The sequence below is a fragment of the Streptomyces sp. NBRC 110611 genome (assembly GCF_001590865.1).
Lineage (GTDB): Bacteria > Actinomycetota > Actinomycetes > Streptomycetales > Streptomycetaceae > Streptomyces.
Genome location: NZ_BBUY01000030.1, coordinates 1 through 25,504 on the forward strand (window position 1 = coordinate 1; position 25,504 = coordinate 25,504).

A 25,504-nucleotide genomic window follows, 5' to 3' on the forward strand; every position below is an offset into this window, starting at 1 on the left:
ACTGTCAGCGACGGGAGAATCGGCCGTGTCGCCGAGACAGAGAGCGTTCGGGGCACACGCAAGGTCATCCACGGCACGAGCGGATCGGCGGGAGCCAGCAGCCACGCGCATACGTTGTGGCCCGTTGCCTCACAGCAGAGGCGGTCGCAGATGCCGCGATCATCCTGACGTCTGAGTCCATCGTCAGCGAACCAGCCCGCGTGCCTACACGCCCCCCCACCGCGATGCCCTGTCACCAACCGGCCGGACGACCCGGTGGCGCCGCCGATACGCCATTCGGCATCGAACAAAGAAAAAATCTTTCGGCCGCGCCGACCGGGCATGTCGAGGCCCTGCGGTACTGGCTCGGCACTGGCTCGCTGGTGGCTCGGCAATGGCTCACTGTGGGCTTGAACTGGGAAGACTGTCCGATCGCTACGGGTCCGCCGTCGTGGCGCAGATACAGATCTTCGGCCGGTTCACCGATTCGAACGCGCGCGGCAGCCATGTCAAAATCGCCCGGCCGATTCTCTATATCTCACGTCAGCACCAGACGGATTCGATCCTTCTTCCCGGGCCCACCAGCCCATGACCACCACTCCGTCCCACCCCTCGCCCACTGCCCGGCCTCGCGCCATCCGGCCCTTGCCGACCACGATCTGGCTCCCCGCCCCCGACGACCCGCATGCCGCACCCGCTCCCGCTCCCGCTCCCGGCGCCGTCCTTCCCGACTGGGCGATCGAGCGGATCCGGACCGTGTTCACCACCCGGCCCGGCGACCGGCCCGCGCCCTTGCTGAAGATTTCCGTACGGGATACCGAGCTGGGCATGGACGCCCGCACCGCTGTCCTCACCTACACCGACGGCACCCCCAGCAAGCTCTCGATGCTGCTCGCCGAACTCCACCCCGACACCCTCCCCGACCCCACCGACATCCAGGCATGCGGTGGCATCAGTGAGATGCCCGGCGCGATGGAGAATGGCTGGCCAGGATTCTTCCACCGCGCCCACCGCCTCCTGCCCGCCGACGGACTGCTCCTCCTGGCCACCCGCCAACGCCGGGACGACGGCATCCTCACCGACCCGCTCGGCTCCCTCATCGCCTGCGCCCGCACCGCCGGCTTCCGCTACCTCCAGCACGTCATCGTCGCGCACACCCACCCCGCCGACGACCGCCTCATCCCCATCCCACCCGCCGACGCCAGCCCAGGCGTGGCCCACAGCGACCTGATCGCCCTCACCGCCATCCACACCGGAGTCTGAAGGAGCCCCTCTCGTGCTGCATCCCCTTTCGGTGTGGAACACCGCACCTACCTCCGCCCCCGCCCAGCGCAAGGGCCGCTATGCCCCAGGCTCAGCGGCCCACCCGGCCAAGATGCATCCCGGCATCGCCGCCCATGCCATCCGCACCTACACCCAGCCCGGCGACCTGGTCCTGGACCCGATGTGCGGCATTGGCACCACTCTCGTTGAAGCCCTCCACCTTGGCCGCAACGTCCTCGGCATCGAGTACGAACCGAAGTGGGCCACCCTCGCCTCACTCAACGCCCGTACCGCCGCACAGGAGAGTGGCGCGAGCACCAGCGTCGTCCGTTGCGGCGACGCCCGCCACCTCACCGCCCTTGCCCCTGCCTCTGCCCGCGGCGAGGTGGATCTCGTGGTCACCTCACCGCCCTACGGCCCCAGCGTCCACGGGCAGGTGCGCTCCTCCCGGGAGACCGGCGAACGCGGGGTGGTGAAGAAGGACTTCCGCTACAGCCACGACCGCGCCAACCTCGCCCACGTCTCCACCGACCGGCTCCTGCACGCCTTCACCGAGATCCTCACCCAGTGCCGCACCATGCTCCGCCCTGGCGGCACCGTCGTCGTCACCACCCGCCCCTGGCGTGAACGTGGCGAACTGATCGACCTGCCCTCCGCCGTCCTCGCCGCCGGCAAGACCGCCGGGCTCACCCCTTCCGAACGGTGCGCCGCTCTCCTCGCCGGCGTCCGCAACGGCCGCCTGGTCACCCGCCCGTCGTTCTTCCAGATGAAGAACGTCCGCGACGCCCGGCGCCAGGGCATCCCCCTCTCGGTCGTCCAGCACGAAGATGTCCTGATTTTCACCAAAACCGTGCTGAGTGGAAGCTCATCGACAGGGAGGGTCCGGCACCGGCCAGGGTCGGACACCAACGGCCGCTACTACGCCCGGAGGGAGGCCCGATGACGCCCATGGCTCCCGATCTTTGTTACCGCGACGAGGCCATTACTGTCTCCGGGCAGCGGCGGTGAGCCGGTCATCCGGGGGCCGAGACAGAGCCAGTCGCCACGACTCTCACCCGGGTGCCGAGACAGAGCCTCCACGGTCATCGGCGACACCGGGGGCGGTTTCTGGCAAGAATCCACAACGGGAAGCATGGAAAGCGAATGTGATTCGCGTGCTGTTTCCTACGGAACCGCCATCGATTTCCCCCTCTGCGGCAGGAGTTCTGCTACGCATCGTTCTTGATGAATATCGGCGTGAGCAGATGAATCAAGAGACGTCGAGCGGTCGGCTTGGAAGGAGGTGAGAGGCTGCTTCCCCGGCGTTCGCTGGCGCTCTGCATGAGATTCAGTTACGACAGGGACACCCGATGTTCCCGCCCACGGCCATTCCACCGCATGGCCGGACAACTTTGGAGCCGTCATGGTTAATTTCGCCTTCGCGGGGCGCGTTTCCAGAGAGGACCTGCAAGACCCTGATGCCTCACGCGCCTGGCAGCGCCACCGAGCCGAAACCCTCATCTCATCGGTGAACGGAGTAATCACAGTCGAGTATTTCGACATCGGTCAGACTCGCGCCCTACCGTGGCAGCGCCGACCACGAGCCACCGCGCTGCTGAGTGAGCTCAAGAATCCTCACCGTGGTTTTGACGCTGTCGTCATCGGCGAACCGCAGCGTATGTTCTATGGGAATCAGTTCAGCCTGATCTTCCCACTCTTCCAGCATTATGGGGTGCCGCTCTGGGTGCCCGAGGTCGGAGGCGCGGTCGACCCTGGTTCTGACGCGCATGACCTGTTGATGTCCATCTACGGTGGCACATCCAAAGCCGAGCGTAATCGCATCAAAATCCGAGTGCGTGCGACGATGGAGGCGCTGACTGCCACTGAAGGGCGGTTCCTGGGCGGGCGTCCCCCGTATGGATACCGGCTGGTAGACGCCGGTCCGCATCCGAATCCGGCGAGAGCGGCCGACGGCAAGCGGCTGCGCCGACTGGAGCCTGATTCCGTAACAGCACCGGTGGTCAAGAGGATCTATCGCGAGTATCTCGCCGGCAAGGGGGTGCATGCCATCGCTGAGGCGTTGATCCGCGACGGCATCCCATGTCCATCGAGATACGACGTCGACCGTAACCGGCACCGGAGTTCGGCCGCGTGGTCGAAGAATACGGTGAAGAAGATCTTGGCGAACCCGCGATACACGGGGCATCAGGTATGGAACCGTCATCGTCAGGACGAGGTCCTGATCGATGTCGAGGACGTCACTCTGGGGCACCGAAACAAACTCATCGCTAATGCGCCCGACAAGTGGATTTACTCGATGGAGCAAACGCATGAGCCTCTGGTGCCGAAAGAGTTCTTCGAGGAAGTGCAACAAAGAATGGCAAACCGTCGGAACGGCGTCGTTGCCGAACGCAGCCCACGTGCGAGCTCTCGCCCTTATGTCCTACGTGGAATGTTGCGCTGCAGGATCTGCAAGCGCAAAATACTGGGAGCTTACAGCCATGGGCGGCTGTACTACCGATGCGTCTATCCAGGAGAGTACGCCAAGGCCACTGGGGTTGATCACCCCCTGTCGATCCACTTGAGGGAAGAACTGATCCTCCCGCCGCTCGATACCTGGATCGCGGAAGCTTTCGAGGAACCCCGGCTCAGCGAGACTCTCAGCGAGATGGTGCGGGCACAGCAGGCACTGGCCGAAGATCGGGAAGTCGCCGACGAAACCAGGCGAACCATCCACGCTATCGAGCAGAAACTCGCCCAGTACCGGGCTGCGCTCGATGCCGGGGCAGATCCGGCGGTCGTCGCCGAATGGATCGCTGAAGCGCAACGCGACAAACGCTTGGCGGACCAGCGGTTGGCGCGACGACTCGACCCGACAGCAGAGCGTCTGACGGTTGAGGAACTCCGCCGGATCGTAGCCGATCTCGGCGACATCAAGGGCCGACTCTTCCGTGCTGATCCTTCTCGCAAAGAAGAGCTGTACCGGGAGCTGGGACTGGAGCTGTCCTACGATGCCAGGACGCGTGTGCTCTCTGTTGAGTCACGTCCGGCGCCCGCGTCCCTCGTGTGGTTAAGGGCACATCCGCGGCGCCATGTTCACGCTCGCCGAGTCCGCGAGCGGGGCGATAGTGATGACGGCCTTCGGCAACCAGCTGGGCCGCGCCGTGCCGCTGGCCGTGCGCGCCGAGATCGGCTACAAGAAGCTCGCCATGGGGCCGGTCACGGCCACCGCGGAGCTGGGGCGGCCGGTGGCGGACGTGATAGCCGAGCTCGATGCCGGTGAGCGGCCGGAGTTCCCGGTGCATGTCCTGATCACCCGCGAGGACGGCGCGGTGACGGGAGAGATGAGCATCGTGTGGACGCTGCGCCCCAACGCTGCGCCCCAATAAGTGCGCCCTGACAGGGCCGCATGACCGGTGCCGCATGTCCCGTGGGTCGGGTGGGGAGACCCGCGGGACCGTGGCCGGGCCTTCGGAATGCCGGAACGTTGCGTACCGCACACGGATTCGGACCTCGGGCGGGTCGATCGAGTACGCTGCCCGGGCGCGCTGCGGTGCGCCAAGGGGATCGACGGCACCGGCGTCAAGGACGCCGGGCAGCGGCCCGCGGGGGCCCTATACCAGCGGAGGAATCGGCGTTGCACATCCAGGAGTGGCTCGAGACCGTGCCGGCCGTGAGCGTCTACCTCCTGGTGGGGGTGGTCATCGGACTCGAGAGCCTGGGCATTCCGTTGCCCGGTGAGATCGTCCTCGTCAGCGCGGCGATCCTCGCCGCGACCCAGGATCACATCGACCCGGTCGTGCTGGGCACCTGCGCCTCCGTCGGTGCGATCGTCGGTGACTCGATCGGCTATCTGATCGGCCGCAAGGGCGGCCAGCCCCTGCTGGCCTGGGCCGGCCGGAAGTTCCCCAAGCACTTCGGCCCCGACCATGTCGCCATGGCCGAGGCGAAGTTCGAGAAGTGGGGAATGTGGGCGGTCTTCTTCGGACGCTTCATCGCGCTGCTGCGCATCTTCGCCGGCCCGCTCTCCGGTGTGCTGAAGATGCCGTACTGGAAGTTCCTGATCGCGAACGTCCTCGGCGGCATCATCTGGGCCGGTGGTACAACCGCGGTGATCTACAGCCTGGGCATGGTTGCCGAGTCCTGGCTCAAGCGCTTCTCGTGGGCGGGTCTGGCCGCCGCCGTCCTCTTCGGTATCGGCTCGTTCCTGGTCATGAAGCGCCGGACGAAGAAGGCGGCCGCCGCGCGTGAGGCGGAGCAGGCCCCGGTCGCGGCGACGGTCGACTGACTGCGTTCGGTTGGTCATCGGCACGCCGGTACACATCGGCGTATCGGGCGCATCGGCTCGTTGGCCCGTCGGCCTCGGTCACCTGACCCGGCCTGTCGTGGACCGGTCCCGGGGGCGTGGACCGGTCCGCTCTGTGTCGTGATCGTCCTGCCCTGCCTCAGGGCATCTGCCAGATGTCCGGTCCGCCGTCGCGCCATTCGACGATGCCGGTGTCGTCCCAGGCGAACTTCGTGGTGCAGAAACCGGCCCGGCGCAGGATCGCGGCCACTTCACCGGGCCGGTGTGCCCGGCCCAGATCCTGTCCGTGGAGTGTCACACGGCGTCCGCCGGTACACGGTGGATGCACGATCACGGGGGCGCGCTTCATGCCTCCAGCATGGAGCCGGCCCGCCGGGCGTGCATCCCGAGAGGGGCCACGGCATCACCGTGCGTATTCATCGGACAGCGTGCCCACCGGATCCGGACAGCGTGCCACCGGATCATGTGCCCGCGGGGCAGGACCGAACCGGGCCGGGACGGCGATGGCCGCCCTCGGGCCCCGGCTCCACGCCCCGCTGGGACCGGCTCCAGGCCCGCTAGGACCCCGCCCTCGTCCGGGAGAAGAACGGCTGTTCCCGCGGACCGGGGCCGCCGCGCTCCCACCACGGAGCCTCATCGTCGGGGTCCGGATCCGCGGATCCGCCGCGCGCCCGACGGCGCAGAGCGTCGAGCATGGTGCGGGCCCCGGCGATGAACAGCGGGTCACCGACGAGTTCCTTGGCCATCAGTGCCTTGCGGCAGGCCTGCAGTGCGGCGGCCGGCTCGCCATGGGTGCGTTCGATGAGGGCATGCGCGTACAGGATCGTCGAGTACAGCCAGAAATCCCCGTCCGAGTGCCGGGCCTCCCAGGCGCTGCGGGCCGCCGCCGTCGCCCGCTCCGCGTCGATCGGTGCCAGGGCGATGGCGAGCAGCGCCCAGCTGTGCGCGGGCCCCGGCCCGAACCAGGGATCCCGGGAGCGGTGCCGGACGGCCTCCTCAAGGCACGCCACGGCCGCCGCCCGGTCCGCGCGGTAGAGCGCCTGCACGCCGTGCGCATGCGCGATCCGGGCCAGCCCGTCGGAATCCGCGTGCATCACGGCCGCCGCCCACGCCCGGCCCAGCAGCGGCTCCGCATCGTCCGGCGCGCGCTCCTGAGCCGCCAGATAGCCGGCCAGCCACAGCGCCCGGGCCCGTAGCGCGGTGTCCTCCCGGGAAAGCATCAGCAGGCGTTCCAGATGGGCCCGCCCCTCGTGGCGGAAGCCGCAGGCCGCCCAGTGGAACCACAGCGAGACCGCGATCTCCAGGGCGCTGAGCGCGTCCTCGGCGTCCTGCGGGGGATGGGTCAGCGCCGTGTCGAGGTTGTGCTGTTCATCCTCCACCAGGCGCACGGCGACCTGCTGGTTCGGGCCCTGCCAGGCGATCTGCGCCTCGGCCGCGAGCGCCGCGCAGGCCTGCCGGAACCGCCGGAGCGCCGCGGACTCCTCGCCCGCGTCGCGCAGCTGGGTCCGCCCGAAGTCCCGGGCGGCGCGGGGCAGCCGGTAGCGTGCGGGGAGGGCGGCCCCGGTTTCCTGGTGTACGCTGCCCGCTTCCTGCACGCGTTCGACGACCGAGGCGCCGCACAGCCGTTCCAGCGAGCCGTCCACCGCCGCGGCGGGAACGTCGCTGCCGGCGCAGACGCACCCGGCCAGCCAGGGATCGAAGTCGCCCGGAAGGACCGAGAGCCTCGCCCACACCCGCCGGTCGGTGGGCGAACAGAGGGCGTAGCCCGCGGCGTGCGCGGCGTAGAGCGAGGTGTGCCGTACGCTCGCCCCCGGCCCCGAGCAGAACAGCGCCCCGTCCGCGCCCACCTGGGCCGCGAGCTGCGGCAACGTCATCCGGTCCAGCTGGTGCGCGGCCAGTGTGATCGCCAGTGGGGAGCCCTCCAGCGCCTGGCACACCGCGACCAGGAGTTCCGGCGCGGCGGGCCCGGTCCGCGCGGCCAGCAGCTCGACGGCCGGGCCGGCGATCCCCTCGCCCAGCGTCACCGGCAGCGGCGCGAGCCGGACGACCCGCTCCTCGGCCAGCCCCAGCGGCCGCCGTGCGGTCACCACGATCCGGATCCCCGGCTCGGCCAGCAGCCGCCGCACCAGCTGGGCGCATTCGTCCAGCACCGGATCACAGTCGTCCAGCAGCACGGTCGTACGGTGCTGCCGGCAGTACGAGGTGAGCGCCGCGACCGCGGTACCTTCCGTCCGGGAAGCGCCCGCCGGGGAGTCCACGCCGCCCGCCCGGCCGTGCGCCGGTGCGCCGACGCAGGGATGCGCCGTACGCCGGGCCAGCGCCCGCGCCGCGTCCCGGCGGGCGGCCTGCGGCAGCTCCGCCGCCCGGAGCAGGGCCTCGATCACACCGCCCTGGGCCAGGCCGTCCCAGCAGGCGGCCCGGAGCACCGTGCCGTCGTGCCGCGCGGTGTGCTCCTCCAGGACGGCACGGGCCAGCGCGCTCTTGCCCACTCCGGCGGCTCCGGTGAGCGTCACCAGCCGAGCGCCGCTCAGCAGCCCGGACACCTGCTCGTGTTCGACGGCCCGTCCCACTACACCGGGCAGCGGCCCGCGATCGGCCCACGCGGTCATCGGTCATCCCCAACCACGGCAAAGCGCCGCGCCCTTCCGATTTGGGAATCAACCATGCCAGAACCGGACCATGGGCAAACAGGGGGCGTCCGTATCGAACGAGGGAAAGCCGGTCCGCGTCCTTGACGTCAGGGCCGCTTCCTGCGTGGCCGGGGGCTGATCGGCAGGTCACAGGGGCGGGGGTCGGCGTCGGCGGTGTTCCGGCCGATCCTAAAGTGATGTCTTTGGACCGGAACCGGCGGTGGCGGCGTGGCTGCCCGCAGCCGCCCAAGGACCCGAGGAGAACGTCCGATGAAGTGCCTGCGCGTGGGTGCCGCGGTGAGTACGGTGGCCCTGGGGCTGCTGGCCGGATGCGGAAGCAGGGATGTCGTCGACGCCTCGGGGGTGCCGCGGCTGCGGGCGTCGCACGCCGCCGACTCGGCCGACGGAAAACCGCGGACGGTGCTGCCCCGGGGACCGCGCTCCTCCTTCACCCCGTTCCGTACGACCGGCGATGACGGCACCCAGGTGCTCAGGACGAGGTGGCACGGCCGGAAGTCCGGTTTCACCGGGGACATATGGGCCTGGGTGCCGCCGCAGTACCACCAGCCGCAGTACGCCGGGAGCGGCTTCCCGGTGCTGATCGCGCTGCCCGGCTCCCACGGCTACCCCTTCAACTACTGGGCCGGGGCGCCGATCGCGCTGGAGGAGCGCATCGCGGAGTGGTCGCAGCAGGGCAAGACGCTGCCGTTCATCGTGGTGATGCCGGTGCTCAACCCCGCCAAGAAGTACTACGACGGCAGTGACATCCCGGGGCAGCCGAAGATGGGCACCTGGCTGACCGAGGACGTGCCGGAGTTCGCGCGCGCCAACTTCCGTACGTACAACAGCCGCGACGGATGGGCCTTCATGGGATCGTCGTCCGGCGGCTTCGCGGCGCTGAAAGCCGTGCTCGCCCATCCGGCGAGGTTCAAGGCCGCCATCGTCAACGGCCCGGACACGGTGCCGGATTCGCCGATGTGGCGGGGGTACCCGGACGAGAAGCGCGCCAACGACCCACGCCACCTGGCGCGGCTGCTGGCCGCGCGGCAGGGGCCGCAGGTTCATCTGGCCTTCGAACTCGGCGGCGAGGAGAAGGCGGTGCCCGATGTGAAGCGTTTCATCCGGGACTACACCGGCGGGCCGATCCGCGCCACGCTCTTCGAGATACCGGACGGCGGGCACAGTGCCCGCACCTACATGCAGCGGATGGCCGACTCGCTGCACTGGATCAGCGAGCAGCTGCGGGGACCCGTGCCGTCCGTGTGACGTCCCGCGGCCCGCGTGCCCGGCTCAGGCGTCCGTGACACCCGTGACCTCTGTGACGTCCGTGAGCGCGTCCCGGTGGCGCGCCGCCAAATCCCGGTACATCGCTGCGTTGGAGCTGATGAGTTCGCGCTCCTCGTCGGTCAGCTCGCGTCTGACCTTCGCCGGCACCCCGGCGACCAGGGAGCCGGGCGGTACCCGCATGCCCTGGGGGACCAGTGCCTGTGCGGCGACCAGGGATCCCGCGCCGATGTGGGCGCCGTTGAGGACGGTGGCGCCCATGCCGATGAGGACGTCGTCCTCGACGGTGCAGCCGTGCAGGACCGCGTTGTGTCCGACGGAGACCCGCTCGCCGACGGTCACCGGGAAGCCGGGGTCGACGTGCACGGTGCAGTTGTCCTGGATGTTCGAGTCCGCGCCGAGCGCGATGGGGCCGAAGTCGGCGCGCAGCACCGCGTGGTACCAGACGCTGGCCCCCGCAGCCAGGGTGACCTCGCCGAGCACGACGGACGTCGGCGCGGTGAAGGCCCGCTGATCGATCCTCGGCTCCTCGCCGCCGACCGGTGAGATCAACGCCCGTTCCGTCATGTCCGGTTCTCCTCGCCACGCCTTGTCATGCCATGCCACGCCATGTCTCGTCATGTCATGCCATGCCGTGTCTCTGCCGCGCCCGCGGCGCCTTGGACGACCGTAGACGACGGGCGGGCCGCCGGGCGGGGGCGGCCGCCGGTGGGGCGAAGATCACAGCACGCCGCGCGGCCGGGCGGGCAGCGGGCCGATTACGGTGTGCGGGTGCCGATAGACCAGAACGTGTTCTCATCCGTCGCGGCCTGGCGGCGCCGGGCCGTGTCGCGTGCCGTCCACCGCGGTGCGCGCTGGGTGAGGGAGGCGGGGGCCGTCACCGCCGAGCGTCCGGGCCCGTACCGCTTCCGCCGGATCGGCACCGGTACCCGGCTCGCCTTCCCGCAGGGCACCGTCTTCGGCGACCCGTGGATCGAGATCGGCGACCACTGCATCATCGGTACGGACGTGACGCTGACGGCGGGGATGATGCCGGACCTCGACCTGGGACCGGAGCCGATCCTCACGCTGGGGAACGGCGTGGTGCTCGGCCGCGGCAGCCATGTGATCGCGGATGTCCGGCTGACGATCGGCGATGACTGCTTCTTCGGCCCCGGTGTCTACCTCACCACCACCAATCACAGTTACGACGATCCCCGGATGCCGGTCGGCAAGCAGTGGCCGCGCAGCGAACCGGTCGCCATCGGCTCCGGCAGCTGGATCGGCACCGGAGCGGTGATCCTGCCCGGTGCGCGGCTGGGCCGGAACGCGGTGGTCGCGGCCGGGTCCGTGGTCCGGGGCGAGGTCCCCGACCACGCGGTGGCGGCCGGCGCGCCCGCCAGGATCGTGCGCCGCTGGGACCCCCGGAACGGATGGCAGCCGCCGCTGCGTACGCCGACGCCGGTGCCGATCCCCGAGGACGTCACACCGGCGCAGCTGCGCGCGCTGGGGGAGCACCAGGAGCCGGGCTCCGGGGAGGCCTAGGGCGCTTCCGACGGATCTCCGTCACCGGACGCCCTCCTCACCGTGCGGGGCCGAGCCGTGGAATCTCGATGGCCGGGCAGCGGTCCATGACCATCGTGAGGCCGGCGGCGCGGGTGCGCCGACAGGCGGCGTCGTCCGTGACACCGAGCTGGAACCAGACGGCCTCGGCACCGATGGCGACGGCTTCGTCGGCGACGGCTCCGGCGAGGTCGCTGCGCACGAAGACGTCGACGACGTCGACGGGGAAGGGGATGGCGGCGAGTGAGGGGTAGCCCACCTCCCCGTGCACGGACTCGGCTTTCGGGTGCACGGGGACGATCCGCTTGCCGAAACGCCGCAGCACCTCCGCGACGCCGTACGCGGCGCGCTGCCGGTTCGAGGACAGCCCCACGACCGCCCAGGTGTCTCCGAGTTCGGTGAGGATCCTGCGGATGGCCGCCTGGTCGTCGTGCATGGGTGCCTCCTGTGGTCCGTGGTCCCGCTTCAGGACAACAGGGGGCCGGCTCGGGTGATTCCCTCCTACCGTCCTCGATTCCGTCCTCGATTTCCGTCCTTGATTCCTTCCCGCCGACCCCGGTTCGGGCGCGTCCGGCCGTGGCGGGGACGGGCGCCGCAGCATGAACGCCCCGCCCGAAGGGGAAGGCGGGCGGGGCGGGTCCGAGGGGTGCCGGGGTCAGGGGGAGGTGTGGGCCGCTCCGGTGGCGGCGAGGCCGGCGCCGACGACCGTGGTGCCGTTGGCGGCGCGGGCGGGTTTGCCGATGGCCCGGCCGTTGGCGCCGACGGGCTCGGGGGCCCCGGCCCCGGTACCCGGGCGCAGCGGGCCGGCCGCGGCCGCCTCCCGGGACTCGTCGTGGGTTCCGTCGGGAGTCCCGGCGGGAACCCCGGCGGAGGTCTCGTGCGGGGGCCCGGTGGTACCGGCCAGCAGGGTGCGCAGTTCCTCGGTGTCCACCAGCATGCTCACCGGGCCGGTGGGGTTCAGGTACAGCGCATGGCCCGGCGGCAGCTGGCCGACGAGTTCGGCCACCGGACGGCGGTCGTACAGCAGCCGGCCCACGGACTCGAGGTAGTTCTGCGAGGTGTAGACCGGGATCACGGGGGTGCCCTCGGGCGAGGCGGCGGCCAGCGGGGTGCCGGTCGCGGTGACCAGCACCGCGACCTCGGCGCGCGCCAGCGCCTCGGAGACGTCCTGCCCGGGGCCGTAACCGGTCGCGGCGAGCTGCAGTGCGCGGTCGACCGCGTCGGTGGGCTCGGACCAGTCCAGCATCTGCGGCGACGGCCGGTACTCCGGGTTGTCCCGCCACTCCTCGATCTCACCCGTCGGACCGGACCGCCACTGGCCGATCAGTGCCCAGAGCGGCGGCGGCCCCTCGCCCTGCCAGGTCAGATCCACCATGGCCAGCCAGTGGTCGGGTGCGTTGCGTGCCGCCTCGATGACCTCGGGCGGGGGCTCGGGCATGTCCTCGCCCGTCACGGGTTCGCCCGCCGTCATCGCCGACTGTGTGCTCTCTTCCATGCAGCCCTCCGCAAACCCGCCGTTCCATTGGTGCGTGTCCGAGCGGGCCCCGGAAACACGAGGCACTCGCACTGGCCTCACAGTGCCCACGGGCGGCGCGGACGTCGCCCCGACGCACCGGGCGGCCGGGCCGGGTACGCCGCCTGGCCGCGCGGACTGCGCCCGTACGGCGGACCCCCGCACCCGCACGGCGGACACCCCAGCGCGGCGCCGGGCACCGCCGCCGGCCGCCGCGGCCATGTCAGCGGGGCCGCATAGGCTGGTGCGATGCAGGATCACTACCGGACGCTCGCGCACGAGGGCGTCCATGAGATCGAGATCAACAAGTCCCGCTTCCTCTGCGCGCTCGCGCCGGTCGCGACCGAGGAGGAGGCCCAGGACTTCATCGCGCGGATCCGCAAGGAGCACCCCACGGCCCGGCACCACTGCTGGGCGTACGTCCTCGGGGCCGACGGCCGCGTCCAGAAGGCGAGCGACGACGGTGAGCCGGGCGGTACCGCGGGCGTGCCGATGCTGCAGATGCTGGTGCGCCGTGAGATGCGCTATGTCGTCGCCGTCGTCACCCGCTACTTCGGCGGTGTCAAGCTCGGCGCCGGCGGTCTGATCCGGGCGTACGGCGGGGTCGTCGGCGAGGCGCTGGACGCACTGGGGACGGTCACCCGGCAGCGCTTCCGGCTGGTCACGGTCACCGTGGACCACCAGAGGGCGGGCCGGGTGGAGAACGACCTGCGGGCGACGGGGCGGTCGGTACGCGAGGTGACGTACGGGGCGGAGGTACGGATCGAGATCGGGCTCCCGGAGTCCGACCTCGAGGCCTTCCGCGCCTGGCTCGCGGACGCGACGGCCGGGACGGCGCGGCTGGAGCCGGGCGGGGAGGCGTACGGCGAGATCTGAGATCTGAGGGAACGCGCGGGCAGGGCCGGGCAGAGGCGGACAGGGCCGGGCGGGAGCGGTCGTTCGGGGCGGAATGGAGTGGGTGGAGTGGAGTAGGGGGAGGGGGTGGATGACGGAAATGGGCGGAAAAGGGGGATAAAGGGAGGAAAGGTAGGGATACGGTACGTGGGCCGGTGACAGGGACGGAAGAGCGGGCATGGCAGCGGACAGGGCGGGGGACCCGGCGGACAGCTCCGCGGGACGGTACGCGTCGTTCGACGTCGCGGACGCCGCCGTGCTGCTCGTGGACGCTCGGGGCCGGGTCGAGAACTGGCCCGGGACGGCCGAGCGCCTGCTGGGCCGCCCCGCCCGTGACACCGTCGGCCGTCCCGCCGCCGACCTGCTCACCCCCGACGACGCGGCCCGGCTGCCCGCCCTCGCCGCGGAGTGCCGGGCGCACGGCGGCTGGTACGGCCGGCTGGCGGCGCGGCGCCCCGACGGCCAACCGGCGGGCGTCCAGGCGCAGGTGGTCCCGGTGACCGACCGCGCGGGCCGGGCACACTGGCTCATCCTGGCGGCCGCCGCACCCGCGCACGGCTGGGAGGCGAGCCGGCCGGTGCTGGAACGGATCGTGGCGACCTCCCCCGTGGGCATGGCCATCGTGGACACCGATCTGCGGTACGTCTGGTCCAACCCGGCGCTGGAACAGTTCGGCGGCGGCCCCGCGCACCGGCGCCTCGGACGGCGGCTGGGGGAGATCCAGCCGGGCCTGGACGCCGCGGCGCTGGAGGCGCAGATGCGCCGCGTACTGCACACCGGCGAGCCGGTGACCGGCTACGAGCACGCCGGCCGTGTGGTCTCCGACCCGTACCACGAGCGCGCCCAGACCATGTCCTTCGTCCGCCTGGACGACCCCGACGGCCGGCCGCTCGGGGTCTGCTACACGGTCATCGACGTCACCGAGCACTACCGCTCCCGTCGCCAGCTGGCCCTGCTGGACCGGGCCGGCGAATACATCGGCCGCACCCTCGACGTGATGCAGACCGCCCAGGACCTCGCGGACGTGGCGGTGCCCGAGCTCGCCGACTGCGTCGTCGTCGACCTGCTGGACTCCGTGGTCAGGGGCGAGGAACCGCTGCCGGGCCCGCTCAGCGACGCGGACACCGTCCCGCTGCGCCGCGGCGGCCAGCAGTCGCTGCGCGACGGTGTGCCCGAGTCCACGGTCGGGATCGGCGGCCTGGCCGGCTACCACGCCTCGTCGCCGCCCGTCCGCGCGCTGGCCGGCGGCGGATCGTGGCGGGCCGAGCGGCTGGACCCGCGCGACCCCGACTGGGTGGCCGAGGTGCCCGGCGGACGCCGTGGGCACTTCGGCGAACTGGGCCTGCACACCGCCATGGTGGTCCCGATCCGCGCCCGCGGCACCACCATGGGCGTGACCACGTTCTTCCGCAGCCAGGGCGACGACGCGTTCACCGAGGACGACCTCCGCCTCGCCGAGGAGTTCGTCGCCCGGGCCGCGGTGTGCATGGACAACGCCCGCCGCTACACCCGGGAGCGCCAGACGGCGCTCGCCCTCCAGCGCAGCCTGCTGCCGCAGAGCTCCCCCGCCCAGGACGCCGTACGGGTCGCCTCCGCCTACCGTCCCGCCAACGAGCTCGGCGACATCGGCGGCGACTGGTTCGACGTCATCGCGCTGTCCGGCGCACGGGTGGCCCTGGTCGTCGGCGAGGTCACCGGCCACGGCATCGACGCCGTCGCCACCATGGGGCGGCTGCGGACCGCCGTACAGACCCTCGCGGCACTCGATCTGCGCCCCGAGGAGGTGCTCGCCCACCTCGACGACGTGGTCGACCGCCTGGCGCGGGAGGAGCAGGGCCGCCGGACGGGCGCCGTGGCGCTCGGCAGCAGCTGCCTGTACGCCGTCTACGACCCGATCGGCCGGACCTGCACCATGGCCAGCGCGGGACACCCCGCGCCCGCCGTGGTCGCCCCAGACCGCACCGTCACCTCCACCGACCTGCCGGTGGGCCCGCAGCTGGGCGTCGGCGGCCTGCCCTTCGAGTCCTTCGAGCTGCCGGTGGCCGAGGGCAGTGTGCTCGCGCTGTACACCGACGGCCTGCTGTCCGGCGTCGCCCCCGGCCGCACCGGCCGGGAACGGCTGCACCGCGCCCTTGCGACACCCGGACTGACGCTCGACGCGCTCTGCTCCCATGTCGTCGACGAGCTGGTGTCCGCCCGGTCCCTGGACGACGCCGCCCTCCTGCTCGCCGAGACCCGCGCCCTCGACACCGGCCGGTACGCCACCTGGGACCTGTCCGCCGACCCCGCGGTCGTCGCCGAGGCCCGCGCCGTCGTGACCGGACAGCTCGAACGCTGGGGCCTGGCGGACCTCGCCTTCACCACCGAACTCGTCGTCAGCGAACTGGTCACCAACGCCATCCGCTACGCCGCCGGCCCGATCCAGCTCCGCCTGATCCGCGGCCAGAACCTGATCTGCGAGGTGTCCGACGGCAGCAGCACCTCGCCGTACCTGCGGCACTCCCGCACGACCGACGAGGGCGGCCGCGGGCTCTTCCTGATCTCCCAGTTCACCGACCACTGGGGGACCCGCTACACCACCCGGGGAAAGGTCATCTGGGCGGAACAGCCCTTCTCGGGACAGGACTCCGGGCCAGTGGTGCGGCCGGTGGGGGAGCAGGCCTGACGGCGGCGGCCGGCCGCATGCGCCGGGTGCCGCCCCGCAGTCCGGCTCCGGTGCCCGGCCCCGGCACCTGACACGGTGCCCGCCACCGGACTCACCCGCCACGGGTGCGAGAATGCGATGTCGGATCGGCGGCCGGTAGGCAAGCGGAGGGGAAAACGTGCAGGTCGGAGCGGACAGTTGAGATTCCTGCACACCTCCGACTGGCATCTGGGGCGGTCCTTCCACCGTGTGAACCTGCTCACCGCCCAGCGGGCGTTCCTCGACCACCTCGTCGAGACGGTGCGCGCCCGGGAGATCGACGCGGTGCTGGTCGCCGGCGACGTCTACGACCGGGCCGTGCCGCCGCTCGCCGCCGTCGAACTCTTCGACGACGCCCTGCACCGGCTCGCCGGCCTCGGCGTACCCACCGTCATGATCTCCGGCAACCACGACTCCGCCCGCCGCCTCGGCGTCGGCTCCGGACTGATGGAGCGCGCCGGGATCCACCTGCGCACCGACCCGGCCGGCTGCGGCACGCCCGTCCTGCTCACCGACGCGCACGGCCCGGTGGCGCTCTACGGACTGCCCTACCTGGAACCCGCCCTGGCACGGGACACCCTCGGCGCGGCACGGGCCGACCACGCGGCCGTGCTGGGCGCGGCCATGGACCGGGTACGGGCCGACCTCGCCGGCCGCCCGGAGGGGACGCGCTCGGTGGTGCTGGCGCACGCCTTCGTCACCGGCGGCGCGGTGAGCGACAGCGAGCGCGACATCACCGTCGGCGGGGCCGCCTCCGTCCCCGCGGCCGTCTTCGACGGCGTGGACTACGCCGCCCTCGGCCATCTGCACGGCTGCCAGACCCTCACGGAGCGGATCCGCTACTCCGGATCGCCGCTCGCCTACTCCTTCTCCGAGGCAGGCCACCGCAAGTCGGCCTGGGTGGTCGACCTCGACGCGGCCGGCGCCGTGCGGGCCGAGCGGGTGGACTGTCCGGTGCCGCGGCCGCTGGCCCGGCTCCGCGGACCCCTGGAACGGCTGCTGGACGACCCGGCGCTGGCCCGCCACGAGGACTCCTGGCTGGAGGCGACGCTCACCGACGCCGCCCGCCCGCCCGAGCCGATGGCCCGGCTCGCCAAGCGCTTCCCCCACATTCTTGCTCTCGTCTTCGACCCCGAGGAGGAACCCGCCCGCGCCGCGGCCTCGTACGCCCAGCGGCTCCGGGGGCGCAGCGACCAGGAGATCGCCGAGGACTTCGTGGCGCACGTACGGCCCGGCCGCACGGCCGATGCGCAGGAACGCGCCGAACTGCGCTCGGCCATCGACGAGGTACGCCTCGACGAGGCGGCGGCCGAGGGGGCGCGATGAGACTGCACCGGCTGACGGTGACCGCCTTCGGGCCGTTCGCCGCCACCCAGACCGTCGACTTCGACCGGCTCGCGCGCGACGGGCTGTTCCTGCTGCACGGTCCGACCGGCGCGGGCAAGACCTCCGTCCTGGACGCGGTGTGCTTCGCGCTGTACGGATCGGTGCCCGGCACGCGGCAGAACGGCCAGGCGCTGCGCAGCGATCTCGCGGACCCGCTGACCCTCACCGAGGTCGTCCTCGAACTGACCGTGGCCGGACGGCGGCTGGAGCTCGTCCGGCTGCCCGAGCAGCACCGCCCCAAGAAGCGGGGCAGCGGGACGACGAAGGAGAAGGCACAGAGCCGGCTCCGGGAGTTCGTACCGCACGGCGACGGTGGGACGGGCGAGTGGAAGGCGCTGAGCCGCTCGCACCAGGAGATCGGCGAGGAGATCGGACAGCTGCTCGGGATGAACAAGGAGCAGTTCTGCCAGGTCGCCCTGCTGCCGCAGGGGGACTTCGCGCGCTTTCTGCGGGCCGACGCGGAGGCCCGCGCCCGGCTGCTCGGACGGCTCTTCGACACCCAACGCTTCGCCGCGCTCGAGGAGCGGCTGAACGCGCGCCGCAGGACCGCCGCGGACCAGGTCGTGGCGGGTGACGAGCGGCTGCTGGCGCTGGCGCACCGGATGGCGGAGGCGGCCGGCGAGAGCGACGGCCCGGCGGCTGCCGTGGGTCCGGCCGGCCTGACCGCTGCCGTGGGCCCGGCCGGCGGGCGCCGGCGGACGACGACGGGCCGGCGGACGGCGACGGGGGCGGCTACGGCTGCGGGGACGGTGACCGCGACCGTACCGGGGCAGGCCGGCGGCGGCGGACGAGGCGGCCGGCGCGGAGCCGCCGCGTCGGCCGGCCCCGGCGGCGAGGCCCCGGCGGCACCGGGCCCCGGCGAGCCGGGCTTCACCGAGGCCGTGCTGGCCGGCGCCGCGATCGCCAGGGTGAACGCACGGGAGCGGCTGGAGATCGCCCGGGCCGCGGAGCGGGCGGCCGAGGAGGCCGAGCAGGACGCGGCCGGGCGGCTGACCGAGGCCCGCGAGCGGCACCGCCTCCAGCAGCGGTACGCCGACGCCCGCCGCCGGGCCGCCCGGCTCGACGCACACGCCGAGGAGCGGGAGCGCACCCGCGAACGGCTGGCACGGGCCCGTGCCGCCGCCGAGGTCGCACCCGCGCTCGCCCTGCGCGACGCCGCCCGGCGCGAACTGGACACCGCGCGGCGCGCCGAGCGCCGGCACCGCGACCCGCTGCCGTCCGGCCTCGCGGACGCCGGAAGCGGGCAACTCGCCGCCGAGGAAGCCCGGTTGCGGGAGGAGCTGGGATCGCTCGGGGCGGCCCGGCGGGCCGAACGGCGGGCCGCCGACATCGGCCGCGAACGGGACGCCCTCGACCGCGAGGCGCGCGCCGACGAGCAGACGCTGCTGGACGCCGCCGAATGGCTCGCCGGCTGGGACGGCACCCGCCGCGCCCACCAGCGGCGCATCGACACCGCCCAGGAAGCCGCGACCCGGGCCGAACAGCTCGGCGCCCGGATCGAACCGGCCGGGGAACGCCTCGCCGCGGCCCGCCGCCGCGACCGGCTCGACGGCGAACTCCGGGCGGCGGAAGGCGAACTGCTCGCCGCCCGGGAACGCTCCGCGGCGGCACACGAGCACTGGCTCGACCTCAAGGACCGCCGGCTGCGCGGCATCGCCGCCGAGCTCGCGGCCGGGCTGCGCGACGGCCGGGCGTGCGCGGTGTGCGGGTCCACCGACCACCCCGATCCGGCCCGGGCCGGCGCCGGCCATGTGGACCGCGCCGCCGAGGAGGCCGCGCTGGCCGCGCACCGCCGGGCCGAGGAGACCCGGCAGCGGGCCGAGGCGGACCTCCAGTCGGTCAGGGAGGCCCTGGCCGGCGCCACCGCCGCCGCGGGCGACACCCCGGCCGCCGAACTCGCCGACCGGCTCGAAGAGCTGCGCACCGCGCACGACCGCGACCATGAGCTCGGCGCGGACCTGCACGCCGCCCGCGAGGCGCTCGCCCGTGCCGAGCGGGAGTACGAACGGCGGCTCGCCGACCAGCAGCAGGCCGACCGCCGGGCCGCCGCCCGCACCTCCCGCCGCGACGCCCTCGACCGCGAACGGGCCGCCCTGGACGAGGAACTGGACCGGGCACGGGGCGACAGCGCGAGCGTCGCCGAACGGGCCGGCCGGCTGGAGCAGCAGGTGGCGGTGCTCGCCGCCGCGGCCGAGGCGTCCCGTACGGCGGAGGCCTGCGTCCAGCGGGTCGGGGAAGCCGACGACGGGGCGTCCGACGCCGCCCACCGGGCCGGGTTCGCCACCCCGCAGGCCGCCGCCGAGGCCCTGCTGCGGGACGACGCCTGGCAGGCCCTGCAACAACGGCTCGACGACTGGCAGGCCGAATCGGCCGCCGTGACGGCCGAGTTGGCCGACCCCGAGGCGCGGACCGCGGCCGGACTGCCGCCCGCCGACCCGGAGGCCGCGCGGACCGCGCACCGGGCCGCCGCGGACCGGCTGCGCGCGGCCGCGACGGCCCACACCACCGCCCGGGAACGCCTCACCGCACTCGACCGGCTCTCCACCCGCGCCGAGGACGACGCCCGCCGGCTGGCCCCGCTGCGCGCCGCCCACGACCGGATCGCCCGGCTCGCCGCCCTCGCCTCCGGCACCTCCGCCGAGAACGAGCGGCGGATGCGCCTGGAGTCGTACGTCCTCGCCGCCCGGCTCGAACAGGTCGCGGCCGCCGCCAGCGTCCGGCTGCACCGGATGTCCGCCGGCCGCTACACCCTCGTCCACTCCGACGAACGGGCCGGCGGCGCCCGGCGCTCCGGCCTCGGACTGCACGTCATCGACGCCTGGACCGGCCGCGAACGGGACACCGCCGGCCTCTCCGGCGGCGAGACCTTCTTCGCCTCGCTCGCCCTGGCCCTGGGCCTCGCCGATGTCGTCACCGACGAGGCGGGCGGCACCCGGCTGGACACCCTCTTCATCGACGAGGGCTTCGGCAGCCTCGACGAACAGACCCTCGACGAGGTCCTCGACGTCCTCGACTCCCTCCGCGAACGCGACCGCAGCGTCGGCATCGTCAGCCACGTCGCCGACCTCAGACGACGCATCCCGGCACAGCTGGAGGTCGTCAAGGACCGGGCGGGCTCGACGGTGCGGCACAGCGTCCCCGACGGCTGCTGACCGCCCGCCGGGGGGCGCTTCCGGCCCGCTCGGCGGTCCTCACAGCCCTCAGTCGAGGTACTCGACCTTGATCGGGGCAGAGTTGTTGTCCGGGTCCGGGTCCTTCGGATCGGAGCGCACGGAGATCGTGCCCTGGGCTCCCTCGACCCGCTTGTCGATACGAACCCGCAGCGTCGGGGTGGTCATCCCGCCGGGGCACCCTATCGTCCCGTTCTTCTCCTCGGTGTATCCACAGAAGAGGATTTCGCCGGGCTCCCCCTCGCGGTGCCCCTCCAGGCTGACGCCCTCGGGCAGGGTCAGCCGCACGTCATCCGGGGAGTGGCCGCCGTCCAGGGCCAGCACATCGATGTCGAGCGACCGGCCCACCCTGCCTTTGATGGTGAATCCGGCGGTCTGCAGGTCGTGGATCCGGGTGGTGCGGAACGTCAGCTCACCGCCGGCCTGCTCGGTGCTCCCGTTCCCGGCGAAACCGCTGCCGCTGCCGTCGACGGGACGGAGCCCGAGCGGCGCGCCGGTTCCCCGCGGGGCCGAGCCGGGAAGCAGTTCGGCGATCGGCATGTCGTGGGCCCGGTACACGGTGTAGGAGAGCTTCCCCTGCCTCCCTGTCCTGTCGGCCACGGCCGTGATCGGCTTGTCGGTTTCGTAGGCCGCCCCGGCCGGCAGCGGGCCGGAGACCTGGCACACCGCCTTGGCGGGCGAGACGGCCTTGTCATAGCGGCAGTTGCCGTACTGCCTGCGCAGGCTTGTCTGCCCCTTCGCCTCCACCACGAGGCTGAGGTCGTCGTCGATACCGATGTCTCCGCGGTTGCCGAAGGCGGGCGTCAGCTTCACCTCGGAGCCGGGCTGCACGCCGGTCAGCGGCTCCTCCTCCTGACGCGACGTCAAGAAGGGCGAACCGATGACCAGTTGGGTGGTGTGGTGCACGGTGGGCGCGTTGGCGCTGGTGACGGTGGTCTTCACGGGTCCGGCCGGGCCCTTCGCCGCACCCGGTCGTGACTTCATGCTGAACGGCGCGAATATTGCGTCCTTGCCCTCCTCGACATCCCTCGGGGAGCAGGTGATGACGTCACCGGAGCGTGCGCACCCCTCCTGGGTGTCCACCCGCTCGATACTCGCCCTGTTCGTGACGGCGGACAGATCAATGGTCACCTTGACGTTCTTGGCGGTGAGCGGCTCTTTGCCCGGGGAACGCCCGCTCGCTCGCAAACCGATGGAGTAGGCCTGGCCCGGCATGTCGGTGGCCTGGTCGCCGTCCGACTCCGTGAGGTGGTGAAGGTAGTACGTACCCGGCGCGTCCACCTTCACTTCCGCGGCCCGGGAGGGCTTCTCCGCCCCGGAGGACCGCTCCGCGCCGCAGGAAGCCACCGTCCCGCCGAGCACGACCAGCAGCGCGGCCACCCCGCCTGAGGCCGCACGTCGCCGTCGCATGCCCGCTCTCGAAACCTTCATGCAGGACCAGACCGAACGGGGTGCCGAACGGTTGCCGGGACACGGCTACGAAACGGACGCGGAAGGGTGACGGACCGGACGCGGCCGGCAGGCGACGTCCGTTCCGTCGCGACGCCCGGCAACGTCCTCCCGGGCGGACGTTGCCGGGCGGGGCGCTAGAGCGCGGACAGCTCCGTCAGCAGGTCGTCCAGGCCCAGCGACCCCTGTGACAGCGCCGCCATGTGCCAGGCCTTGAGGTCGAAGTCCGCGCCGTGCCGGGCGCGGGCCGCGTCCCGGCCGCGCAGCCAGACCCGCTCGCCGAGCTTGTAGCCGATCGCCTGGCCCGCCATGCCCTGGTAGCGGATGATCTCGCTCTCGACGTGGTCGGCCGGCCTGCCGCAGTGGCGGGTCAGGAACTCCTGGGCCAGCTGCGGCGTCCAGCGCTCACCGGGGTGGAACGGGGAGTCCGCCGGGATCTCCAGCTCCAGGTGCATACCGATGTCGATGATGACCCGGATGGCCCGCATCATCTGCGCGTCCAGGTAGCCCAGCCGCCGCTCGGCGCTGGTCAGGAAGCCGAGTTCGTCCATCAGGCGCTCGGCGTACAGCGCCCAGCCCTCGACGTTGGCGCTGACGATGCCCACCGTCGTCTGGTACCGCGAGAGCCGGTCGGCGACGTGCACCCACTGCGCCAGCTGGAGGTGATGGCCCGGCACCCCCTCGTGGTACCAGGTCGAGACCAGGTCGTACGCCGGGAAGCGGGTCTCGCCCCTCACCGGCAGCCAGGTGCGGCCGGGGCGGGAGAAGTCCAGCGACGGCTGGGTGTAGTACGGGGCGGCGGCGCTGCCGGGCGGGGCGATCCGCGACTCGACCCGGCGCACCCGCTCGGCCAGGTCGAAGTGGGTGCCGTCCAGCGCTTCGATGGTCTCGTCCATCAGCGACTGCAGCCACTGCCGGGTCTCCTCGGCGCCCTCGACCGCCTCACCGTGATCGTCGCACCAGGCCAGCGCCTCCCACGGGGTCTTCGCGCCGGGCAGGACCTTCTCTGCCTCGGTCTGCATCTCGGCCAGCAGCCGGTGGAACTCGGACCAGCCGTACGCGTACGCCTCGTCCGGGTCGAGGTCGGCGCCGTTGTAGTAGCGGGCCAGGAGGGTGTAGCGGTCCCGGCCCACGACGTCCGGTGCGCCGGCGACGGCCGGTGCGTAGCGGTCCCGGAACCAGTCGCGCAGCTCCGTCAGCGCGCCGGTCGCGACCGCCGCGGCCTCGGTGAGCTCGGTGCGCAGGGCGTCCGGGCCGGGCGCGGTGAACTCGGCGAACCAGCTGCGGTCGGCGCCGATCCACTCGTCCAACTGGCCGATGACGGTGGCGACTTGACGCGGCCCGGCGGGCAGGTCCCGCTTGAGTCCGGCGTCCAGTGCGGCGCGGTAGCCGTCCAGCGCGTCCGGTACGGCACGGAGCCGCCGGGCGATCGCCGCCCAGTCCGCTTCGGTCTCGGCGGGCGTGAGCGTGAAGGCCTCCCGGACGTGGTGCAGCGGTGAGCTGAGGTTGCTGACCGTGCGCAGGCCCTCGCCCGCCTCGTGCACGGCCAGTTCGGCGGTCAGCCGCTCGCGCAGCAGCCGGGCGCAGACCCGCTCGGCGGGGCTCTCCGCGCCCGGCCGCGCCTCGGCATCGGTGAGCTTCTCCAGTGTCGTACGGGCGAGTTGGGCCACCGCTTCCTGGCCTGTCGGAGAGAAGTCGGGGAGTCTGCTCGAGCTCTCGGGGACGCCGAGGAAGGTGCCGGTGATCGGGTCCAGGTCGACGAGGGCGTCGACGTAGGCGTCGGCGACCTGGCGGGGCAGCTCGCCGCCCGCGGAAGGAGTGGTGTTGGGCATGGTGGCCATCCTCGTACGGATAGCCCCGCCGCGTCACCCTCAATAAGCCGTACGTGCCTGTCGCTTTACAGCGGCATTGCCTCATGCGGCGGCCGGCCGGGCGTCGGAACGCCGGGCCGGCCGTGGCGGGGTGATGGCGGGGGGAGCGGTGCCGGGCGGGAGGGGCCGGATCAGCGGCTCCCGGTGCCGTCCTGGGCGGCGCCGACGCTGTGGGCCGGGACGCCCGCCGGACGGGTAGTGATCACCAGTGTGCCCTCCTCGATCTGGTAGTCGAGCGGCAGTCCGAGGCCGCGCATCGCCGCCACCATGCCCGTGTTGGAGGCCTGAGTGATCGCGTAGACGCTCTCGCAGCCGGCCTCCGCGGCCATCGTCACCAGCCGGCGCAGCAGCTCCGCGCCGATGCCGCGCTGCTGCCAGACGTCCTCGACCAGCAGCGCCACCTCGGTCTCGTCGCCGTCCCACAGCAGATGGCCGAGCGCCACCAGCCGGCCGGACGTCTCCACCACCAGGGTGCGGCCGAACCGCGGGCTCAGCAGATGCTCCAGGTAGCGGTCCGCGTCCCCGACCGGGCCGTGGTAGCGCAGCGCCAGGGTCCGCGACGAGCAGCGGTCGTGCATCTCGCGGGCCGCGGCCAGGTCGGCGGCGTCGGCGCGGCGGACCGTGATCTCGTCGCCCTCCGGCAGGGTGAGCACCTCGCGGCGCGGCGGCACCCGCCGGCCGAGCCGGGCGTCCAGCTCGACCAGCGCCCGGACCCGGGCGAACTCGGTGGGGGTGAACGGCAACTGCGGCCGTTCGATGGTCAGCGAGCCGCCGGACGGGTCGCGGAACGTCATCGCGAACTCCTCCAGCACCCCCTCGGCGGGGACCTCCTCGGCCAGCGGCTGCCCCGTCAGCGAGCGGGCGGGCACCGAGCGGATCGTGCAGCGGCCCAGCAACTGCCGGAGCACCAGGGGGAGTTCCGCGGAGTCCAGGGCCGTGCGGGTCGCCAGGCCGAGCATCCGGGTCGGGGCGTCGACGAGATCGTGCGCGTCGGCCCGCTCCAGCCAGCTGTCGGTGCCGCCCGCGCCGGCCACCGTACGGGTCAGCTCCCTGGGCGCCAGCGAGCCGGGTGCCCGCAGCAGGAACTCGTCGACCGTGCCCGCGGACAGCGGGTGGGTCTGCAGACTCAGTATGTCCACGTGCTGTGCGGCCAGCGCCGTGCACAGCGCGGCCAGGCTGCCCGGCTCGTCACGGACCGTGGTCCGCATCCGCCACAGCACCGTCTCCTGGCCGCCCGCCCCGGGAGCCGGGGCGGTGGGTGACGGTGCCGTGGCGCCGGTATCGGTCGGCGGTGGGGCGTGCTCATGGCGTCGGGACCACCAGACGTGGAACGCCGCCGTGGCCACCAGGGCCACCGCCGCGGCGCACAGCAGGGCCGGGCCCGACGGGCCGTGCGCGACGGTGTTGGCGGCGGCGTCGGCCACCGCCACCGCCGTGAACAGCGCGGCCAGCTCGACGACCTCCCGGCGCCAGTGGTGGCGGCGGGCCGAACGGGCAGAGGATGCTTCAGTCATGCACACAGCCTCACCGACAGGTGTTGCCTGATCACCAACAC

General features: G+C 72.6%; 17 protein-coding genes and 2 pseudogenes. 11 read left to right on the plus strand and 8 right to left on the minus strand.

Features of this window, described 5'->3' with window-relative positions; translation table 11 throughout:
• Positions 1-624 precede the first annotated feature (624 nt).
• From AZE13_RS31535 to AZE13_RS31555, 5 genes and pseudogenes are all read left to right on the plus strand, one after another.
• Positions 625-1,242: a hypothetical protein gene (locus AZE13_RS31535; RefSeq protein ID WP_258528122.1), complete on the plus strand. Its 618-nt coding sequence runs from the start codon at positions 625-627 to the stop codon at positions 1,240-1,242.
• A 13-nt stretch (positions 1,243-1,255) separates the two neighbouring features.
• A complete protein-coding gene (locus AZE13_RS31540) occupies positions 1,256-2,185 on the plus strand; it encodes a TRM11 family SAM-dependent methyltransferase (RefSeq protein ID WP_066939766.1) in 930 nt (309 codons plus the stop codon).
• A 459-nt stretch (positions 2,186-2,644) separates the two neighbouring features.
• Positions 2,645-3,598, plus strand: a pseudogene (locus tag AZE13_RS38615) (recombinase family protein); the annotation flags it as partial.
• Between the two features lie 709 nt (positions 3,599-4,307).
• Positions 4,308-4,610 (plus strand): annotated as a pseudogene (locus tag AZE13_RS38620) (DUF4442 domain-containing protein); the annotation flags it as partial.
• Positions 4,611-4,858: 248 nt separating this feature from the next.
• Positions 4,859-5,509, plus strand: a complete 651-nt coding sequence (locus tag AZE13_RS31555) for a DedA family protein (RefSeq protein ID WP_066939772.1) — start codon at positions 4,859-4,861, stop codon at positions 5,507-5,509.
• Between the two features lie 157 nt (positions 5,510-5,666).
• On the opposite strand, the gene AZE13_RS31560 is transcribed toward AZE13_RS31555, so the two are convergent.
• Both AZE13_RS31560 and AZE13_RS39135 read right to left on the minus strand, forming a co-directional pair.
• Entirely contained in the window at positions 5,667-5,825 is a 159-nt protein-coding gene (locus tag AZE13_RS31560; RefSeq protein WP_398780276.1) for a hypothetical protein, read from the minus strand.
• A 259-nt stretch (positions 5,826-6,084) separates the two neighbouring features.
• Entirely contained in the window at positions 6,085-8,136 is a 2,052-nt protein-coding gene (locus tag AZE13_RS39135; protein WP_066939780.1) for an ATP-binding protein, read from the minus strand.
• A gap of 291 nt (positions 8,137-8,427) precedes the next feature.
• Between AZE13_RS39135 and AZE13_RS31570 the strand changes: the two genes are divergently transcribed.
• Entirely contained in the window at positions 8,428-9,423 is a 996-nt protein-coding gene (locus AZE13_RS31570) for an alpha/beta hydrolase (RefSeq protein WP_066939783.1), read from the plus strand.
• Between the two features lie 24 nt (positions 9,424-9,447).
• On the opposite strand, the gene AZE13_RS31575 is transcribed toward AZE13_RS31570, so the two are convergent.
• Positions 9,448-10,008, minus strand: a complete 561-nt coding sequence (locus AZE13_RS31575) for a gamma carbonic anhydrase family protein (protein WP_066939785.1) — start codon at positions 10,006-10,008, stop codon at positions 9,448-9,450.
• A 198-nt stretch (positions 10,009-10,206) separates the two neighbouring features.
• Between AZE13_RS31575 and AZE13_RS31580 the strand changes: the two genes are divergently transcribed.
• Positions 10,207-10,965 (plus strand): acyltransferase, encoded by a 759-nt coding sequence (locus AZE13_RS31580; RefSeq protein ID WP_107288556.1) that lies wholly within the window; start codon positions 10,207-10,209, stop codon positions 10,963-10,965.
• A 37-nt stretch (positions 10,966-11,002) separates the two neighbouring features.
• On the opposite strand, the gene AZE13_RS31585 is transcribed toward AZE13_RS31580, so the two are convergent.
• Together AZE13_RS31585 and AZE13_RS31590 are read right to left on the minus strand one after the other, a co-directional pair.
• Positions 11,003-11,419 carry a CoA-binding protein gene (locus AZE13_RS31585; RefSeq protein WP_066939791.1) on the minus strand — a complete coding sequence of 139 codons (417 nt, stop codon included), beginning with the start codon at positions 11,417-11,419 and terminating at the stop codon, positions 11,003-11,005.
• A 219-nt stretch (positions 11,420-11,638) separates the two neighbouring features.
• Positions 11,639-12,478 carry a type VII secretion system-associated protein gene (locus AZE13_RS31590; RefSeq protein WP_066939793.1) on the minus strand — a complete coding sequence of 280 codons (840 nt, stop codon included), beginning with the start codon at positions 12,476-12,478 and terminating at the stop codon, positions 11,639-11,641.
• Between the two features lie 267 nt (positions 12,479-12,745).
• On the opposite strand from AZE13_RS31590, the gene AZE13_RS31595 reads away from it, so the two are divergent.
• The 4 genes from AZE13_RS31595 (at position 12,746) to AZE13_RS31610 (ending at position 20,611) form a co-directional block, all read left to right on the plus strand.
• Positions 12,746-13,372: a YigZ family protein gene (locus AZE13_RS31595; protein ID WP_066939796.1), complete on the plus strand. Its 627-nt coding sequence runs from the start codon at positions 12,746-12,748 to the stop codon at positions 13,370-13,372.
• A 196-nt stretch (positions 13,373-13,568) separates the two neighbouring features.
• Positions 13,569-16,055, plus strand: coding sequence for a SpoIIE family protein phosphatase (locus AZE13_RS31600; RefSeq protein WP_066939799.1), 2,487 nt, complete (start codon positions 13,569-13,571; stop codon positions 16,053-16,055).
• 177 nt (positions 16,056-16,232) lie between these two features.
• Entirely contained in the window at positions 16,233-17,399 is a 1,167-nt protein-coding gene (locus AZE13_RS31605; RefSeq protein ID WP_066939803.1) for an exonuclease SbcCD subunit D, read from the plus strand.
• Positions 17,396-20,611: an AAA family ATPase gene (locus tag AZE13_RS31610; RefSeq protein WP_066939807.1), complete on the plus strand. Its 3,216-nt coding sequence runs from the start codon at positions 17,396-17,398 to the stop codon at positions 20,609-20,611. Before AZE13_RS31605 ends, AZE13_RS31610 begins: the two co-directional genes overlap by 4 nt.
• Positions 20,612-20,659: 48 nt before the next feature.
• On the opposite strand, the gene AZE13_RS31615 is transcribed toward AZE13_RS31610, so the two are convergent.
• The 3 genes from AZE13_RS31615 to AZE13_RS31625 all read right to left on the minus strand — a co-directional run bounded on the left by AZE13_RS31615 (position 20,660) and on the right by AZE13_RS31625 (position 25,463).
• Positions 20,660-22,039, minus strand: a complete 1,380-nt coding sequence (locus AZE13_RS31615) for a hypothetical protein (protein WP_258528123.1) — start codon at positions 22,037-22,039, stop codon at positions 20,660-20,662.
• Positions 22,040-22,215: 176 nt separating this feature from the next.
• Positions 22,216-23,910, minus strand: coding sequence for a DUF885 domain-containing protein (locus AZE13_RS31620; RefSeq protein ID WP_181690512.1), 1,695 nt, complete (start codon positions 23,908-23,910; stop codon positions 22,216-22,218).
• Between the two features lie 170 nt (positions 23,911-24,080).
• The gene (locus AZE13_RS31625; protein WP_066939816.1) at positions 24,081-25,463 is read right to left on the minus strand and encodes a GNAT family N-acetyltransferase; all 1,383 of its coding nucleotides are present in this window, start codon (positions 25,461-25,463) and stop codon (positions 24,081-24,083) included.
• Positions 25,464-25,504 lie beyond the last annotated feature (41 nt).